Below are 15,495 nucleotides of genomic sequence, written 5' to 3'. Positions count from 1 at the left end.
AATTTTATTACATAATTTGTGACATCTTATTGACCAAGCCACCTTAATAAGCTAAAATTGATATGTCCTAGTATATTTTATATAAAAGAATCGCGTTAGAGGGGGGAAAATTAAATGAGCCAACGTGTCACAAGACGCCAATTTTTAAACTATTCCTTAATGGGAGTTGGATCATTTATGGCTGCTGGTATGGTTATGCCTTTAGGGCGCTTTGCGTTAGATCCTGTGTTTAAATCTGGAGCAGCAGGAGATATGATAACAACAAGCGTTAAAGTTTCGGAAATTACTGAAGAACCAACGAAAGTTGACTTCAAATTCGAACAAAAAGATGCATGGTATACGAGCGAAGTAACAGAATTTGCATGGGTTTATAAAGATGGGGAAAACATTATTGCAATGTCTCCAGTTTGTAAGCACTTAGGTTGTACTGTTGCCTGGAATGGTGATAAATCAAATCCAAACCAATTCTTCTGTCCATGTCATAATGGTCGTTACGAGAAGAATGGTAAAAATGTTCCTGGTACACCACCACTTGGACCTTTAGATCAGTATGAAACTGGTGATAAAGGCGGAATGCTTACAATCGGTAAAAAACATCCAAATGAATTAGTGAAATAGGAGGGTAAAAAATGATCGATAAAATCTATGATTGGGTCGATGACAGACTTGATATTACACCAATCTGGCGCGATATCGCAGATCATGAGGTGCCTGAGCATGTTAACCCTGCTTATCACTTTTCTGCATTCGTTTATTGTTTTGGTGGTTTAACGTTTTTCATCACAGTAATTCAAGTATTATCAGGTATGTTCTTAACAATGTACTACGTACCAGATATCGTAAATGCATGGAAATCAGTTTATTATTTACAGCATGATGTTGCAGCAGGTGTTATTGTACGTGGTATGCATCACTGGGGTGCAAGTTTAGTTGTAGTCATGATGTTCTTACATACGCTTCGTGTATTCTTTACAGGTAGTTATAAACAACCTCGTGAATTAAACTGGTTAGTCGGGGTATTAATTTTCTTCGTAATGTTAGGATTATCGTTTACAGGTTATCTATTACCATGGGATATGAAAGCTTTATTTGCAACAAAAGTAGGTTTACAAATTGCAGAATCTGTACCGTTTATTGGTCCATGGGTTAAAACGTTATTAGCCGGAGACCCACAGATTGTCGGTGCACAAACATTAACGCGATTCTTCGCTATTCATGTATTCTTCTTGCCTGCATGTTTATTCGCGTTGTTAGCAGCTCACTTTATCATGATCAGAAAACAAGGTATTTCGGGGCCACTATAAACACGAATACACTATAAAAGGAGGTAATATAGATGCATCGCGGAAAAGGTATGAAATTTGTTGGAGATTCTCGTATTAAATCATATGAGAAACCAAAATTAAATCGAGATTATTCAGAATTTCCAGGTAAAACAGAAAGTTTCTGGCCTGATTTCTTATTAAAAGAATGGATGACTGGAGCAGTATTCTTAGTTGCATATTTATGTTTAACAGTTGCGCATCCATCTCCATTAGAGCGTATCGCAGATCCATCAGATACAGGTTACACACCATTACCTGACTGGTATTTCTTATTCTTATATCAAATCTTAAAATATACTTACGCATCAGGTCCATTTAATACATTTGGTGCAATTGTAATGCCAGGTATTGCTTTCGGTGCATTAATGTTAGCACCATGGTTAGACAGAGGCCCTGAGCGTAAATGGACAAAACGTCCTTTAGCTTCTGGATTTATGTTACTTGCAGTTGCTATAATCTTCTACACTACGTGGGAATCTTCTCATTATCATGATTGGAAGAAACAAGCTGCTCAAGGTAAGATTGTATTCACTAACTTAGACAAGAAAGATCCAACGTACGAAAAGATTATTAAATCTAACTGTACAAGTTGTCACGGTGGAGAATTAACTGGTGGGGCTGGTCCTAATTTAGTTAAATCTCAATTACCTGCAGCTGCTGTTGAAGGTTTTGTTGAAAAAGGTAGTGGTTCAATGCCATCATTTAAAGATACTTTAACAAAAGAACAAATTAAAGAAGTTGGTAAATTTATCGAAGGTTTAGAAGAAACTGACGAAAATGGTAAACCACTTAAGAAATAATAACTAAAGAATCATCCATGTGATGATTCTTTTTTTATGAGGTGCATGATGATAGATCAAATTTATTACTGGATTCAGAATAAAGTATTTCTTATTTTCATAATTCTGTGTAATCTTTTAGGTACGCTTTATGGCTATTATTGGTATATAGGACAACTTACTGAAACGAAATGGTATTTTATTCCATTTGTACCAGACAGTCCGACAGCCACTTTATTTTTAATTATTGCGCTTACAGCTATTTTATTTAAAAATCATTTACCGTTGTTTGAATGCCTTGCATTTATCACGCTTATTAAATATGGCATATGGGCAGTAATGATGAATATATTTACCTTTATTGAATTAGGTCAGGTGACAGCTATCGGTTTAATGCTCTGTATATCACATGCCATCATGGCGGTGCAGGCACTTCTTTTCTTTCCATTATTCAAAATAAGCTTAAAACACGTTTTATTTACTGCAATGTGGGTATTTCATAATGATGTCATAGATTATGTCTATATGCAGTATCCTGTATATAGTATGTTGAATGAATACATACAACATATTGGATATTTTTCATACTGGTTATCGATATTATGTTTTGTGCTACTACTTTACATCATGGATAAGGACATAACATTTGATTAATTTTGACCATTTTAATAAAATAAAACTAATCTAATATAAGGAGGCAATACATTAATGAGTTATATCCTGTATTTTATTATCATTATGTTAGTACCGATGTATTTCCAATATAAAGTAAAGTCTACTTATAATAAATATAGTCGCGTACGTTCTACAAGTGGAAAATCTGGACAACAAGTAGCTGAAGAAATTTTAGCAGCAAACGGTATTACAGATGTTCGAGTTATTGAAGGTGAAGGGTTCTTATCAGATCATTATGACCCTAATAAAAAGGTTGTAGTACTTAGTCCATCTAATTTCAGACAACCAAGTGTTGCTGGAACTGCAATTGCTGCACACGAAGTTGGTCATGCAATTCAGCATGCTACAGGTTACGGAATGCTTAAAGTACGAAGTGCTTTAGTACCATTAGCAAATTTAGGGACAACATTTAGCTACATACTTATCATGATTGGTGCAGTATTAACTGGAATGAGCCAACAAGGTGGTGGCATTGGAACAATGGCTATATGGGCTGGTGTTGTGTTAATGTCATTTGCAGTATTATTCTCAATCGTTACATTACCGGTTGAGTTTGATGCAAGTAAGCGTGCGATGAATCAGATTGAAGCATTGCATATTGTTAATGAAGAAGAATACCGTCATGCTAAAACTGTTTTATCTGCAGCAGCAATGACATATGTTGCAGCGACTGCAGTAGCTGTTGCAGAGTTCTTAAGATTTTTCATGATGGCAAGAAATTCAGATTAATCATGCTGAATCATTAAGCAACTTATAATTAATATAACTAATTTATAAAACCGACCATATCTATAAATCATTCGTTGATTTAAAGATATGGTCGGTTTTAATTATGTATTTTATAATTTTTATACTATCTTTCTATCGGCTTTTTAAATTCATCTAAAGTAAATCCTTCGCCTAACACGTCGTGTACATCTAGCAATGATACAAAGGCATGTGGATCTATACTGTTAATGACCTGTTTTAGACGTGTGATTTCATTTCTTGGCACGACACAGTATACTATTGGACGGTCAGTTTTAGAATAATGTCCATGTGCTGAGATTAATGTAACACCACGTTCTAATACGTTACTGATTTCATCAGAAATTGCCTGATGTTGCTCAGAAATAATCATTGCACCTCGTGCAGAGTAACCTGAGTCCTGGATTGTATCGATGACGCGCGCTCCAACAAATACACAGACGAGTGTATACATTGTAATGCGATAATCACCTAATGTTAAATATGTTGCAAGAATAACGAGACAATCGAATGCGAACATCGTTCTTCCCATCGGTACTTCGAAATATTTTTTCATAAGTCGGGCAAGGATATCAACACCACCGGTTGTTCCTCCGAATCGAAAGATAATGCCGAGACCTGCACCAATAAATACACCGCCAAATAAACTAGCGAGAAGTAAATCATCTTTTAAATTAATATGTAATGGATATTTTTCGCAAATACCAAGAAATAACGATACACTTAAAGTACCGATTAAGGTATAGATAAATGAAAGTTTCCCTAATAGTTTATATCCTACAAAGAAAAGTGGAATGTTAAAGATTAAATTCAATATAGCAGGGCTGAAATGAAATAAATGATATAATATTAGAGCAATACCGGTAAAACCACCTTCTGTCAGCGCATTAGCCATATTAAAATTCACGATACCAAAACTAAAAATAAATGCACCGATAAGAATCATGATAATATTAATTAATTTTACTTGAATCGTTTTTTGCATTTATTAACCCCCTTTATAAAATTAATTATACATAATAATGTTAATATTTTGGAGGTAATTATGAAATCATTATTAGAAATGCAACAAGAAGTCGATGCATATATAAATCAATTTAAACTTGGTTATTTTTCACCAATGGAAAATATGGTGAGATTAACAGAAGAAGTCGGGGAATTGGCACGAGAAATTAATCATGTATATGGTCCAAAACAAAAGAAACTAAGTGAAAAAGAAAAAGAGATTGGATTAGAACTTGCTGATAATCTTTTTGTGTTAATCTGTCTTGCTAACTCAATGAATATTGATTTGACAGAAAGTTTTAATCAGACGATGGATAAATTTAATAATAGGGATAAAAATCGCTTTGAAAGGGTGGATAAGGAGTGAAGTTTGCTATTATCGCACATGATCAGAAAAAAGATGCGCTAGTTAAGTTTATTGAAGATCACATAGATGAATTTAGTAAACATCAGTTGTTTGCAACAGGCACAACTGGTCTACGTGTAATTGAAAGAACGGGTTTGAATGTAACAAGATTTAAATCAGGACCACTCGGTGGTGACCAGGAAATTGGTGCATTAGTCGCTAATAAAGCAATTGATGCCATCTTTTTCTTCCGTGATCCTTTGACTGCGCAACCTCATGAACCAGATGTCAGTGCATTGTTACGGTTGTCTGATGTTTATGATGTACCACTTGCTACAAACGAAGGTAGCGCCCTAGCAATTATTACGTATTTTGAGTCATTATAGGAGGTCATTATGAAGATAGGTATAACATGTTACCCTACAATGGGTGGTTCAGGAATTATTGCAACTGAACTCGGAATAAAGATGGCAGAGAGAGGCCATGACGTCCATTTTATTACTTCTAACACCCCATTTAGAATACAGTTCCAAATGCCAAATATTACGATCCATCAAGTTGATGTTAATCAATATTCAGTTTTTCAGTATCCACCTTATGATATTACGTTGGCAACTAAAATTGCGGAAGTTATCAATGTGTATGACCTTGATGTATTACATATGCATTATGCGGTACCACATGCAATTTGTGGTATCCTTGCACGTCAAATTGCCAGAAAAGATGTAGGTATTGTAACAACTTTACATGGTACTGATATTACGGTTCTTGGGTACGATTCAACATTAAAGGGTGCCATAAAATTTGGTATCGAAGAGAGCGATATAGTCACAAGTGTGAGTAATGCATTAACACAGGAAACATATGATATTATTGCACCATATAAGGAAATCAATACAGTATACAACTTTATTAATGAAAAAGATTTTGAACCAATTGATAATAAAGCATTAAGAGCGTGTTATGGTATACCTGATGATTATAAAGTGTTGATTCATGTATCAAATTTTAGGAAAGTAAAACGCATTCAGGATGTAATTAAAACGTTTAGTTTAGTAAGAGCAAAGTTAAAGTCTAAGCTCATTTTATTAGGTGATGGCCCAGAACTATCGAAAATGAGAAGCTATGCAAAAAAACTAGGTGTTCTTGAAGATGTCATGTTTTTAGGTAAACAGGATAAGGTAGCGAGCTATTATCAAATGGCTGATTTATTCTTATTGATGAGTGAAAAAGAAAGTTTTGGACTTGTATTGCTTGAAGCGATGCATACCGGTGTCGTGTGTATCGGAACAACAGCTGGCGGTATTCAGGAAGTCATTAAACATAATGAAACAGGATATATTGTAGATGTAGGGGATACAGTTCAAGCAAGTGAATACGCCATTGAATTACTTATGAATGATAATTTATATTCAAAATTTCAGAAAGCGATGAAAGTTGATATTAATGAAAGATTCCATTCTACAATTATTACAGATCAATACGAGGCAATCTACCAATCTTTAGTTAAAAATTAATATCAAAAATGGAGTAGTTATGAAATTAGAACTAACATATTTAAATCATACAACACAAACGTTGATTATAGCTGCAAATGAAGTTATCGAAGAATTAAAGCTGCATGGATATGAAGCTTACATTGTAGGCGGTGCTGTACGCAATCTATTGCTTAAAAAAGAGGTAAATGATATCGATATAACTACAAATTGTTTACCGGAGAATATTATCAAGATTTTTAGTAAGACTGTGCCTATTGGTATTGAACATGGTACAGTCATCGTATTGTGGCAGGATTTTCAGTTTGAAGTAACAACATTTCGAGTAGATGGTGAATATATTGATCATCGACGTCCTGAACAAGTACAATTCGTTACCGATTTGAAATCTGATTTAGAACGTCGAGATTTTACCATCAATGCGCTGGCATTAAGTGAAACACACGAAATTATCGATTATTTTGATGGTCAAAAAGATTTGAAAAATAAAGAAATACGTGCAGTTGGTCATGCAGCACATCGATTTGAAGAGGATGCATTACGCATGATGCGTGCTATCCGATTTCAAAGTGTCCTAAATTTCAATATTGAAGAGAATACGCTGCTGGCTATTGATGAACTTGCTGCAACAATTGCTTTAGTTTCTATCGAACGTATCGTTGTTGAATTGAAGAAACTATTGATGGGTAAAGGCGTACATCAAGCATTACAAATTTTTTATAAGACAATGCATAGATATCTACCTTTTTTTAGAGATATAAGGGGGAATACTACTACGTATCAGCTGCAATCACCTGCTGAATTTACAGTTTACATCGCATATATTATATATTGTGAATTAAAAATAGATCAGGATTTAACATCTAAAATTTCTGATTTTAAACTATCCAATCAAGAGAAGAAAAAAATAAAAGATTGCGTCTTAATTTTTGATTATTTTAATCACCCTGAGATGAGTTTAAAAGCGTTTGTATATCGATTTGATATAGATTTAATTCAAAATGTGTATCATTTTATATTAAATGAAAAAGTTGTAATAGATAATTTAGTAGATATAACATCAATTCAAAAAGCTAAACTGCAATTAACAATTCAGACACGAGATGAATTGCAAATTGATGGGAATGTGTTAATGACATATTTAAATAAAAAACCTGGTCCATGGCTAAAAAGTATGCTAAACAACATTGAATTAGCAGTTATTGAAGGACGACTGAGCAATCGACAAGAAAAAATATTGGAGTGGGCAAAGAATCATGTCTAAATATAAACAGGATATACTTGAATATTTAATGATGCATAAAGGCAATTATGTTTCTGGACAAAAACTCGCTGAACAATTCAACGTATCACGCACTGCGATATGGAAAGCAATTGAAGTTTTGAAGACACAAGGCTATTCAGTTGAGTCAATAAAGAATAAAGGATATCGCATTACATCGGTTCCAGATCATTGGGACAGTGATTTATTATCATATGTTTTAGGGGATTCAATATTTCAAAAACAATTTGTTTATGAAGAAGTAACTTCAACTCAGACTATTGCACACGAATTATTAATGGAATTTGATGAACCGTTACTTGTATTAAGCGAAATTCAGACAGTTGGTAGAGGTCGCTTTAAACGTCCATGGGCTTCTAAACGTGATACTGGTTTGTGGATGAGCCTTGTGCTGCATCCTAATATTAGCTATCAGCAAATTGCAACGTTTAATTTGTTTATTTCTATTGCGATCGCTGAAGCGATAAAAAATGTAACACAGCTTGAACCAAAAATTAAATGGCCGAATGATGTATATATCAATGATAAGAAGGTATGTGGTTTCTTAACAGAAATCAATGGAGATTCTGATGGTGTTCATACGATCATTTGCGGCATCGGTATAAATATTAACCATAAACTCGAAGATTTTGATGAAACTATAAGAGATACTGCTACAAGTTTTAAACTTGAGTCTAAAACAGATACTGATCGTTATATTTTTATTAAAGCATTAATAGATTCAATTGAACACTATTATGAAGCTTTTTTAACGCAACCATTTAAAGAGATAAAAGAAATTTATAAAGGCTATTCTATGATTTGGGATAGAACGTTAAGGTATACTGAAGGCAATAAACAAATTTATGGCAAAGCTATCGATTTAAAAGACGATGGTGTACTCGTTGTATTAGATGATATAGGTGAACGCCATCAATTCATAAGTGCAGATATAGAAGTGTAGGTGTAAAATATGGCATTAAAATATGCTATTGTAGATTTAGAAACAACAGGGAATAATCTGGAAGTGGATGAAATGATTCAGATTGGTGTTTGTATTATGCAAAACAATCAGATTATCGACACATTTGAATCATTTGTGCATACTACGCAACCGATTCCGCCGTTTATTCAGTCATTAACAAAAATAAATAATGAAATGGTCGAACATGCACCGACATTTCAAAAGATCGCTCTTCAACTATATGAATTATTAGAAGGGTGTGTGTTTGTAGCACATAATGTTGATTTCGATTTAAATTTTTTAAGAAAATATTTTAATGAAAGTAATATATTCTATAAACCAAAGTATATTATTGATACTGTAGATGTATTTAAGATAGTATTTCCTCAAATGTCGAGGTATCAATTGTCTTATTTATCTGAGCAGCTAAATATAAAGTTAACAAATGCACATCGAGCAATTGACGATGCGAAAGCAACTTGTGAAATCTTAATGATTGCATTAGATCAATTACGCAATTTACCTAGTACTACTTTGAAATCATTATATAGCCATGCCAAACAAATGCGCTATCATTTTGATGAAGTATTATTTGATCTGATACGAGATTATGAACATAGTTCTATTGATTATCATACAGTGAACGGCATTAATTTTATCAAAAAAAATAGACAAGTGAATCCACTTAATATCGATGTATCTTTTGAAACATTTTTTGAACAGACGATACATTCACTCGATTTTATTTATAGAGAAGAACAATATCAATTATCTTATGAAATTTATTTAAGTTTAAAACAACAAACTGAAATCACGATAGAAGCAGAACTTGGCAGCGGAAAAACATTAAGTTATTTAATTGCTGCCGCATATTTTATTGCGAAGACTAATCAATCTGTACTCGTGTCTACTTCTACGATAGCGCTACAAAATCAAATGATTGATTATGATATCACACTTTTAAAGCGTCAAGGTTTAAATATACCGTATCAAATTATTAAAAGTAAAAATCATTATTTAACCATTGAATTTGTAGATTATATTTTAAAGGATACAAAAATTAATCATGATATTTCCATATTAAAAATGCAGTTGATCATCTTTTTAATGAGTGGTAACGATGGTGATATCGAACAGCTGAACTTAAATGGAGGACGTAAAATATACTTTGAATTGATGCGTAGCCTCTATATACCTCAACAAAATGAAACTTATTTGTTTGATGCTTATCCAGATACGGCGCATATTGGAATCACGAATCATGCACATCTTTTATCAAATCGAAAATTTAATGTATTTGAAAATTATCGTCATATTATTATTGATGAAGCACATCAAATACTTAATTACGCATTAAAATACACGACATTTGAAATGAAATATCAGAATTTAAAATATTTAATATCTCAGACATTGCAGGAATTTGATACAAGTGCTATTAGTCACAAGCAAAAACTAAATGATTTGACATTTTTCCAATACGGGAGTATTAATAATGAATTACAGCAATTAAATGAAAAGTATGAACAGTTATTTGATTACCTGCTTACACATTATTATTCAGATCGTATTATACAAGCTGAAATCAATAAAGCAGATGAACCAGCTATTTTAATGCTTGAATTAATGCATACGCTGTCAACGATTGCTTCTGCACCTAACATTACAAAAATCCAACGCAAAATGATTATTAACTTAAAAGAAAACTTTGAACGATGTTATAACAATATATTGTTACATGGTGAGCTATATATCATGTTTAATAATCACAATAAATCAGGCATTCATATTATTTTAAAAGAGCATAATGTAAAAGAAGTGATTGAAAACTATATTTTAGATGCTTTTGATTCGAAAATATTTATCTCCGGAACGATAAACTCAATTAATGAACATAACGTTTTATCAGACTTATTTATGGAGAGCAAAAAATATATAAAATTTGATGCGTCATTCGAAAAATATAAAGCACCTTTATATATACCTACAGATATACCAGCATTCAATTATCAGCAACAAGAAGCATATATAGAAAAATGTCTGGAATATATATTGATGTATTTAAACAATTATGATGGTAAAGCATTAATCTTACTAAATAGCTATCAACAAGTTGAAATTTTGAGAGACTACTTATATGAAACAGCACTTGATCAAGTTATATTGACGCAAAATAGTGATGTTAATACTACGAAACTGAATCAGCAATTTAATCAATTAGAAAAAGGTGTATTGCTCGCTACGCAAACATTTTATGAAGGTATAGATTTTAAGTATGACGGTGTAAAATGCGTAATGATTGTTTCTTTACCTTTTATGCATCCGAAAGATTTAAATATTGCTTTAATGAAAGAAGAAGTTGAAGATGTGTTTTTAGATTACCAGGTTCCTATCGCTGTCAATAAACTACACCAGGCTACTGGGCGTTTAATTCGGAACGAAAAAGATCGTGGTTGGATGATTTGTTTTGATAGAAGAATAGTAGATAGTCGCTATGCAACTAAATTCAGTCATATACTTTCAAACTTTAATAAGCAAGAGGGGAATATTGAGGATTTTGAGAAATTTATGTATACACTCTACAAAAGTTTTTCGGAATTCTAGCTTAAACTACTTAATAAATGACTTAATTATTGGTAAACTGTTCTTATAATGAATCCTGGGAGGAATGAGGAATCGTGGAATTATCACAACGTGTTCAAAAGTTAACACCATCAACGACTTTAGCAATAACAGCTAAAGCAAATGAATTAAAAGCAAGTGGAAAACCTGTTATTGGTTTAGCAGCAGGGGAACCAGATTTTAATACACCTCAAAATATTATTGATAAAGCATTCGAAGCCGTTCAAAATGGTGCAACGAAATACACGCCATCTGGTGGAATGAAACAACTTAAAGAAGCTATTCAAAAGAAATTAAAAGATGATAATAATTTAGATTATGGATTAAATGAAATTATGGTAGCAAGTGGTGCCAAACATGCACTTTACAATTTATTTCAGGCATTACTTGATGAGGGAGATGAAGTAATTGTCCCAATTCCTTATTGGGTAAGCTATCCTGAACAAGTAATATTAGCTGGCGGTAAAGTTATCTATGCTGATAGTGACGAAACAACTGAATATAAAGTTACTATCGATGCGCTAAATAAAGTGAAAACAGACAAAACAAAAGCACTTGTCTTAACATCACCTAGTAATCCAAGTGGAATGGTTTACACGAAAGAAGAATTACAACAAATTGCAGACTGGGCAGTAGAAAATAATATTGTCGTAGTATCAGATGAAATTTATGAAACACTTGTGTACGATGGTGAACATGTGAGTATCGCTAGCTTTAATGATGACATCAAAGCATTAACAGTTGTAATCAATGGTGTTTCAAAGAGTCATTCAATGACAGGCTGGCGTATCGGTTATGCTTGTGGAGATGCGAAATTAATTAAAGCGATGACGGATTTATCAAGTCACTCTACAAGTAACCCGACAACACCTTCTCAATGGGCAGCAGTTGAAGCATACAATGGAGATAAAACTTTCTTAAACGAAATGAATGGTATATTCAAAAGTCGTCTAGATGAGATTTATCCTAAACTGATGGAGGTACCAGGCATTCAATGTATTAAACCAAAGGGTGCATTCTACTTATATCCTAATGTAAGTGAAACAGTGAAACTTTGTGGATATGAAAATACAGAGGCATTTGTGACTGCATTATTAGAAGAAAAATTAGTTGCAGTGGTTCCAGGATCAGGTTTTGGTTCACCAAATAATATTCGTTTAAGCTATGCGACGGATTTAGATTCAATGCATGAAGCGATTAAACGCATTAAAGAATTCGTAGAAGAGAAAATGGAGAAATAAACATGACAAAAATAACGATTAATCAAGCGAGTAAATATGTAGGTAAAGAAGTAACAATCGGTTCATGGATTTTAAATAAACGATCAAGCGGTAAAATTGCATTCCTTCAGTTACGTGATGGAACTGGTTTTATGCAAGCAGTAGTCGTAAAAGAATCAGTTGGTGAAGAATTATTTAAAGTTGCAAAAGGTATTACGCAGGAGACATCTTTATATATCACTGGTGTAATTAAAGAAGATGAACGTTCAGATTTCGGTTATGAAATGGAAGTGACAGGCATAGAAGTGATTCATGAATCAGTGGACTATCCTATTACACCGAAAGCACATGGTACAGATTTCTTAATGGATCATCGTCATCTATGGTTACGTTCTAAACGTCAGCATGCGGTAATGAAAATTCGAAATGAAATTATACGTGCGACATATGAGTTCTTTAACGACAATGGATTTACAAAGATTGATCCACCGATCTTAACAGGATCTGCACCAGAAGGCACAAGCGAATTATTTGCAACGAAATATTTTGAAGAAGATGCGTTCTTAAGCCAATCAGGACAACTTTATATGGAAGCGGCAGCGATGGCACACGGTAAAGTATTTTCATTCGGTCCTACATTCCGTGCAGAAAAATCTAAAACACGTCGACACTTAATCGAGTTCTGGATGATTGAACCGGAAATGGCATTTTACGAACATGAAGATAGTTTAGAAGTTCAGGAACAGTATGTTTCATATATTGTTCAGTCAGTCCTTAAGAACTGTCAATTAGACTTAAAATTATTAGGTCGTGACACTGAGAAATTAGAAAAAGTAAAAGCACCGTTTCCACGTATAACATATACTGATGCGATTCAATTCTTAAAAGAACAAGGATTTGATGATATTGAGTGGGGCGATGATTTCGGTGCACCGCATGAAACAGCAATTGCTAATCACTACGATTTACCTGTATTTATTTTAAACTATCCGACAGGAATTAAACCATTCTATATGCAGCCTAATCCTGATGAAGAAGGAACAGTTAAATGTGCAGACTTAATTGCACCAGAAGGGTACGGTGAAATTATTGGAGGTTCAGAACGTATTTGGGATCTTGAATTAATTCAATCACGTATTAAAGAACATGGTTTAGATCCGGCTGCGTATAGTTATTATACTGATTTACGTAAATACGGCAGTGTACCACACTCTGGTTTCGGATTAGGATTAGAACGAACAGTAGCATGGCTTTCAGGTGTAGAACACGTTCGTGAAACGAGTCCTTTCCCACGTTTACTGAATCGTTTATATCCATAAAATTTAAGTTAATATAGATTAATAATATTAAATCGTATAGATATAATTTTATATCTGTACGATTTTTCTATCACCAAGGGGGAAACAATGAGTATATTTAAACAAGATGTCATCATTCCTCGTATTCTTTTTGAACAATATCATCAACTTGGGATGAGTGAAACAGAACTCATCATGATCATGAAAATAATAGAATTATCAATTGAAAGTAGTTTACCTTCATTTGAGACAATTAGCAATGCGATGAGTGTTGACAAGTCGCAAGTGATGTTGATATTACAAAACTTAATCAGTAAAGATTTTATAAAAATTGATGTAAAAAAATATAATGATGTGTCATTTGAAGAACGTTACGATTTAACACCATTAGAATCGCAATTATTAAGATTACAAGAAGAACAAGAAAAAATTAACGATGTCAATGTACGACAAACGAGTTTTAAAGAAATATTTGAACGTTTTGAAGCAACATTTGCACGACCTTTAACACCTATTGAAATCGAAACGATTTCTCATTGGATAGATACAGATCAGCATTCTGCGCCACTAATTATTACAGCTTTAAACGAAGCAAGCAGTCATAATAAACTGAGTATTAAATATATCGATCGAATATTACTGAACTGGAAAAAACGTAATGTTAAGACGATTGATGAATCAAAAATAGTAAGTAATGAATATAAGCCGTCAAAAACGCTATCTAAAACAGTACCTGATATTCCTGTTTTTGATTGGGTGAACGGAGAGAATCCATATGATAAGTAAGAAGAAAACTTTAGAAATGTTAGATGTTATTGATGAAATGTTTCCTGATGCTGAATGTGAACTTGTTCATGACAATCCATTTGAATTAACAATTGCTGTATTATTATCGGCACAATGTACAGATGTTCTCGTCAATAAAGTAACTCGAACGTTATTTCAAAAATACAAAATACCAGAAGATTATATAAATGTTCCGATTGAGGAGCTAATGGATGATATTCGCTCAATCGGTTTATATAAGAATAAAGCAAAAAATATTCAGGCATTATGTCGTATTTTAATAGATAAATATGATGGAAAAGTTCCGCAGACACATGCTGAACTTGTTGCATTACCAGGTGTTGGTCAAAAGACTGCCAATGTAGTAGTATCAGTAGCGTTTGGAATTCCTGCACTTGCTGTTGATACGCATGTAGAACGTGTATCTAAGAGACTTGGTATATGTAAATGGAAAGATAATGTAAAGCAGGTTGAAGCAACATTATGTAATAAGATTCCGAGAGAACGATGGAACAAAACGCATCATCAATTAATTTTCTTTGGCCGATATCATTGTACAGCTCGCAATCCGAAATGTCTTGAATGTCCATTGTTAAAGGATTGCAGAGAAGGTAAGAAACGTCATAAGGTGGTTGTATCATGAAAGAGAGAATGAGTGAGCTGGAAGAACAAATTGATCAGCACAGTAAAAATAGAACATTGAATAGTATTGATGCAATAAAATTACTTGATGAATATTATGAAGGATTACTGTATTTAATGAGAACATTAAATGATTTAGAACCCAATGTTGAACTTAAAGCTGATAATATTCAAATAGGACCTTTAAATTTTATTGAACGTATAAAGTATATTGAACAGCGTAAACATCATTTTATGGGTTATCAGCAAATGAAGACAATGCTTGTTGAAATCAATAAGTTAATTGCGATAAAAAGCATAAAAAAGAAGCGATAACATCATTGTTTCGC

Annotated in this window: 17 protein-coding genes; 16 read left to right on the top strand and 1 reads right to left on the bottom strand. The window is 33.1% G+C overall.

Features of this window, described 5'->3' with window-relative positions:
* Nucleotides 1–114: 114 nt before the first annotated feature.
* Genes KFV12_RS07555 through KFV12_RS07535 form a run of 5 tightly spaced genes read left to right on the top strand, consistent with a single transcriptional unit; the run spans nucleotide 115 to nucleotide 3,508 of the window.
* The gene (locus KFV12_RS07555; protein WP_096076454.1) at nucleotides 115–618 is read left to right on the top strand and encodes a QcrA and Rieske domain-containing protein; all 504 of its coding nucleotides are present in this window, start codon (nucleotides 115–117) and stop codon (nucleotides 616–618) included.
* A gap of 11 nt (nucleotides 619–629) precedes the next feature.
* Nucleotides 630–1,304: a menaquinol-cytochrome c reductase cytochrome b subunit gene (gene qcrB, locus KFV12_RS07550; protein ID WP_086042577.1), complete on the top strand. Its 675-nt coding sequence runs from the start codon at nucleotides 630–632 to the stop codon at nucleotides 1,302–1,304.
* Between the two features lie 32 nt (nucleotides 1,305–1,336).
* A complete protein-coding gene (locus KFV12_RS07545) occupies nucleotides 1,337–2,125 on the top strand; it encodes a menaquinol-cytochrome c reductase cytochrome b/c subunit (RefSeq protein ID WP_254256479.1) in 789 nt (262 codons plus the stop codon).
* A 48-nt stretch (nucleotides 2,126–2,173) separates the two neighbouring features.
* Complete coding sequence (locus KFV12_RS07540) at nucleotides 2,174–2,758, top strand: DUF1405 domain-containing protein (RefSeq protein ID WP_436970144.1); 585 nt, start codon at nucleotides 2,174–2,176, stop codon at nucleotides 2,756–2,758.
* A 54-nt stretch (nucleotides 2,759–2,812) separates the two neighbouring features.
* The gene (locus KFV12_RS07535; protein ID WP_111715015.1) at nucleotides 2,813–3,508 is read left to right on the top strand and encodes a zinc metallopeptidase; all 696 of its coding nucleotides are present in this window, start codon (nucleotides 2,813–2,815) and stop codon (nucleotides 3,506–3,508) included.
* A 124-nt stretch (nucleotides 3,509–3,632) separates the two neighbouring features.
* Here the strand turns inward: KFV12_RS07535 and KFV12_RS07530 are convergent, their stop codons facing one another.
* Nucleotides 3,633–4,511 carry a YitT family protein gene (locus KFV12_RS07530; protein WP_111715013.1) on the bottom strand — a complete coding sequence of 293 codons (879 nt, stop codon included), beginning with the start codon at nucleotides 4,509–4,511 and terminating at the stop codon, nucleotides 3,633–3,635.
* Nucleotides 4,512–4,571: 60 nt separating this feature from the next.
* On the opposite strand from KFV12_RS07530, the gene KFV12_RS07525 reads away from it, so the two are divergent.
* The 11 genes from KFV12_RS07525 to KFV12_RS07475 all read left to right on the top strand — a co-directional run bounded on the left by KFV12_RS07525 (nucleotide 4,572) and on the right by KFV12_RS07475 (nucleotide 15,481).
* A complete protein-coding gene (locus tag KFV12_RS07525; RefSeq protein WP_099578189.1) occupies nucleotides 4,572–4,898 on the top strand; it encodes a nucleotide pyrophosphohydrolase in 327 nt (108 codons plus the stop codon).
* The gene (gene mgsA, locus KFV12_RS07520) at nucleotides 4,895–5,263 is read left to right on the top strand and encodes a methylglyoxal synthase (RefSeq protein ID WP_254256477.1); all 369 of its coding nucleotides are present in this window, start codon (nucleotides 4,895–4,897) and stop codon (nucleotides 5,261–5,263) included. The genes KFV12_RS07525 and mgsA overlap by 4 nt, the downstream gene beginning before the upstream one ends.
* Before the next feature lie 9 nt (nucleotides 5,264–5,272).
* Entirely contained in the window at nucleotides 5,273–6,394 is a 1,122-nt protein-coding gene (gene bshA / locus KFV12_RS07515) for an N-acetyl-alpha-D-glucosaminyl L-malate synthase BshA (RefSeq protein ID WP_254256476.1), read from the top strand.
* A gap of 19 nt (nucleotides 6,395–6,413) precedes the next feature.
* Nucleotides 6,414–7,637, top strand: a complete 1,224-nt coding sequence (locus KFV12_RS07510) for a CCA tRNA nucleotidyltransferase (RefSeq protein ID WP_254256475.1) — start codon at nucleotides 6,414–6,416, stop codon at nucleotides 7,635–7,637.
* Complete coding sequence (locus tag KFV12_RS07505; RefSeq protein ID WP_254256474.1) at nucleotides 7,630–8,598, top strand: biotin--[acetyl-CoA-carboxylase] ligase; 969 nt, start codon at nucleotides 7,630–7,632, stop codon at nucleotides 8,596–8,598. The genes KFV12_RS07510 and KFV12_RS07505 overlap by 8 nt, the downstream gene beginning before the upstream one ends.
* Nucleotides 8,599–8,607: 9 nt before the next feature.
* On the top strand, nucleotides 8,608–11,202 hold the full coding sequence (locus KFV12_RS07500) for a helicase C-terminal domain-containing protein (RefSeq protein ID WP_111715003.1): 2,595 nt from the start codon (nucleotides 8,608–8,610) through the stop codon (nucleotides 11,200–11,202).
* A gap of 74 nt (nucleotides 11,203–11,276) precedes the next feature.
* The gene (locus KFV12_RS07495; protein ID WP_111715001.1) at nucleotides 11,277–12,461 is read left to right on the top strand and encodes a pyridoxal phosphate-dependent aminotransferase; all 1,185 of its coding nucleotides are present in this window, start codon (nucleotides 11,277–11,279) and stop codon (nucleotides 12,459–12,461) included.
* Nucleotides 12,462–12,463: 2 nt separating this feature from the next.
* Nucleotides 12,464–13,759, top strand: coding sequence for an asparagine--tRNA ligase (gene asnS / locus KFV12_RS07490; RefSeq protein WP_111715000.1), 1,296 nt, complete (start codon nucleotides 12,464–12,466; stop codon nucleotides 13,757–13,759).
* 87 nt (nucleotides 13,760–13,846) lie between these two features.
* Nucleotides 13,847–14,524 (top strand): DnaD domain protein, encoded by a 678-nt coding sequence (locus KFV12_RS07485; protein ID WP_254256473.1) that lies wholly within the window; start codon nucleotides 13,847–13,849, stop codon nucleotides 14,522–14,524.
* Entirely contained in the window at nucleotides 14,514–15,167 is a 654-nt protein-coding gene (gene nth / locus KFV12_RS07480) for an endonuclease III (protein WP_111714997.1), read from the top strand. Before KFV12_RS07485 ends, nth begins: the two co-directional genes overlap by 11 nt.
* Nucleotides 15,164–15,481 (top strand): YpoC family protein, encoded by a 318-nt coding sequence (locus KFV12_RS07475; RefSeq protein WP_254256472.1) that lies wholly within the window; start codon nucleotides 15,164–15,166, stop codon nucleotides 15,479–15,481. The genes nth and KFV12_RS07475 overlap by 4 nt, the downstream gene beginning before the upstream one ends.
* The last annotated feature ends 14 nt before the right edge of the window (nucleotides 15,482–15,495 follow it).

Source organism: Macrococcus epidermidis (genome assembly GCF_024205965.1).
GTDB classification, from domain to species: Bacteria; Bacillota; Bacilli; order Staphylococcales; family Staphylococcaceae; genus Macrococcoides; species Macrococcoides epidermidis.
Note: the sequence above shows the minus strand (reverse complement) of the source record. Positions and strands in the feature narration are given on the sequence as shown.

Excerpts from the sequence above, each read along its gene's own strand:
- KFV12_RS07555 (WP_096076454.1), top strand. The coding sequence starts at position 115 with ATGAGCCAACGTGTCACAAGACGCCAATTTTTAAACTATTCCTTAATG.
- qcrB (WP_086042577.1), top strand. The coding sequence starts at position 630 with ATGATCGATAAAATCTATGATTGGGTCGATGACAGACTTGATATTACA.
- KFV12_RS07545 (WP_254256479.1), top strand. The coding sequence starts at position 1,337 with ATGCATCGCGGAAAAGGTATGAAATTTGTTGGAGATTCTCGTATTAAA.
- KFV12_RS07540 (WP_436970144.1), top strand. The coding sequence starts at position 2,174 with ATGATAGATCAAATTTATTACTGGATTCAGAATAAAGTATTTCTTATT.
- KFV12_RS07535 (WP_111715015.1), top strand. The coding sequence starts at position 2,813 with ATGAGTTATATCCTGTATTTTATTATCATTATGTTAGTACCGATGTAT.
- KFV12_RS07530 (WP_111715013.1), bottom strand. The coding sequence starts at position 4,511 with ATGCAAAAAACGATTCAAGTAAAATTAATTAATATTATCATGATTCTT.
- KFV12_RS07525 (WP_099578189.1), top strand. The coding sequence starts at position 4,572 with ATGAAATCATTATTAGAAATGCAACAAGAAGTCGATGCATATATAAAT.
- bshA (WP_254256476.1), top strand. The coding sequence starts at position 5,273 with ATGAAGATAGGTATAACATGTTACCCTACAATGGGTGGTTCAGGAATT.
- KFV12_RS07510 (WP_254256475.1), top strand. The coding sequence starts at position 6,414 with ATGAAATTAGAACTAACATATTTAAATCATACAACACAAACGTTGATT.
- KFV12_RS07505 (WP_254256474.1), top strand. The coding sequence starts at position 7,630 with ATGTCTAAATATAAACAGGATATACTTGAATATTTAATGATGCATAAA.
- KFV12_RS07500 (WP_111715003.1), top strand. The coding sequence starts at position 8,608 with ATGGCATTAAAATATGCTATTGTAGATTTAGAAACAACAGGGAATAAT.
- asnS (WP_111715000.1), top strand. The coding sequence starts at position 12,464 with ATGACAAAAATAACGATTAATCAAGCGAGTAAATATGTAGGTAAAGAA.
- KFV12_RS07485 (WP_254256473.1), top strand. The coding sequence starts at position 13,847 with ATGAGTATATTTAAACAAGATGTCATCATTCCTCGTATTCTTTTTGAA.
- nth (WP_111714997.1), top strand. The coding sequence starts at position 14,514 with ATGATAAGTAAGAAGAAAACTTTAGAAATGTTAGATGTTATTGATGAA.
- KFV12_RS07475 (WP_254256472.1), top strand. The coding sequence starts at position 15,164 with ATGAAAGAGAGAATGAGTGAGCTGGAAGAACAAATTGATCAGCACAGT.